2 protein-coding genes and 1 pseudogene are annotated in these 1,321 nt (G+C 62.0%); all 3 read right to left on the minus strand.

The window, feature by feature from the left end; all coding sequences use genetic code 11:
- A partial coding sequence (locus AB3X94_RS41620) for an ATP-binding cassette domain-containing protein (protein WP_368614447.1) occupies positions 1 to 318 on the minus strand: 318 nt, incomplete at its 3' end.
- A 17-nt stretch (positions 319 to 335) separates the two neighbouring features.
- Positions 336 to 1,127: an ABC transporter ATP-binding protein gene (locus AB3X94_RS41625; RefSeq protein ID WP_027198609.1), complete on the minus strand. Its 792-nt coding sequence runs from the start codon at positions 1,125 to 1,127 to the stop codon at positions 336 to 338.
- A 20-nt stretch (positions 1,128 to 1,147) separates the two neighbouring features.
- Positions 1,148 to 1,321, minus strand: a pseudogene (locus AB3X94_RS41630) (ABC transporter ATP-binding protein); the annotation flags it as partial.

Genomic DNA, 1,321 nt, shown 5'->3' on the forward strand with positions numbered 1-1,321 from the left:
ATCGTTGCGCAGATACGCGCCCATCTGCATGTTCTCGACGATCGACATACGCGCGAAGATGCCGCGACCTTCCGGCACCATCGCGAGACCGCGCTTGAGCAACTCGTGCGCGGGCAGGCCTTTGATCGACTGGCCCATGTACTCGATGTCGCCGGCCGCGTACGCCTTCAGGCCGGTGATCGCCTTCATCGTCGTGGTCTTGCCCGCGCCGTTCGCGCCGATCAGCGTGACGAGTTCGCCCTGCCCGACTTCGAGGTCAACACCCTTTACCGCCTGGATGCCGCCGTAGTTGACCTGCAGGCCCTTGATTTTCAACATTGCTTGCGTCGTGGACATCAGTGGACCCCCGCACCCAGATAAGCTTCGATCACCTTCGCATCCTTCTGCACGTCCTGCGGCAGACCCTGTGCGATCACCTTGCCATAGTCGAGCACCGTCATCTGGTTGCACAGGCCCATCACGAGCTTCACGTCGTGTTCGATCAGCAGAATCGTCTTGCCGTCCGCGCGGATCTTGTCGAGCAGCTTGGTCAGCTCGACTTTCTCGGTGGCGTTCATGCCGGCCGCCGGTTCGTCGAGCGCGAGCAGCTTCGGATCCGTCGCCAGCGCACGCGCGATCTCCAGACGACGCTGGTGGCCATACGACAGGTTGCGCGACGTGTAGTCCGCGTATTGCGTGATGCCGACGTAGTCGAGCAGTTCGAGCGCGCGCTCCTTGATCTCGCGCTCTTCCTGGCGTTCGGCCGGGGTCTGGAACACCGCGCCGAGCAGACCGTGTTTGGTGCGCACATGACGGCCGACCATCACGTTTTCGAGCGCGGTCATGCCGCCGAACAGGCGAATGTTCTGGAACGTGCGCGCAATGCCCGCCTTCGCGACCTGATAGACCGCGGTCGGCGTGTAGTTCTCGCCGTCGAGCTTGAACTCGCCCGAATCCGGCGTGTACAGACCCGTGATCACGTTGAAGAAGGTCGTCTTGCCGGCGCCGTTCGGGCCGATCAGACCGTAGATTTCGCCCGCGCGGATCTGCAGGCCGACCTCGGAAAGCGCCTGCAAACCGCCGAAGCGCTTGTTGACGCCCTTCACCGACAGACGGATCGCCGCGTTGTTGCTTACGTTATCGCTCATGTCTTTTTCTCCACCGGACCTTATGCGCGCACCGGCTTCTTGCCGCTACGCTTCGCCAGCTTCGCAATCTTGTCTTCGTGCTTCGGCGCGGGCCACAGGCCTTCCGAGCGATACAGCATGATCACGACCATCGCCAGACCGTACAGCAGCTGACGGATCACTTCGGTATCGACGACTTCATGGCCGAAGATCAT

Source organism: Paraburkholderia sp. BR10923, assembly GCF_040948765.1.
In the GTDB taxonomy this organism is placed as follows: domain Bacteria; phylum Pseudomonadota; class Gammaproteobacteria; order Burkholderiales; family Burkholderiaceae; genus Paraburkholderia; species Paraburkholderia youngii.

What these genes read in the sequence shown, in the direction of transcription:
- AB3X94_RS41625 (WP_027198609.1), bottom strand. Translation starts at nt 1,127, where the DNA reads ATGAGCGATAACGTAAGCAACAACGCGGCGATCCGTCTGTCGGTGAAG.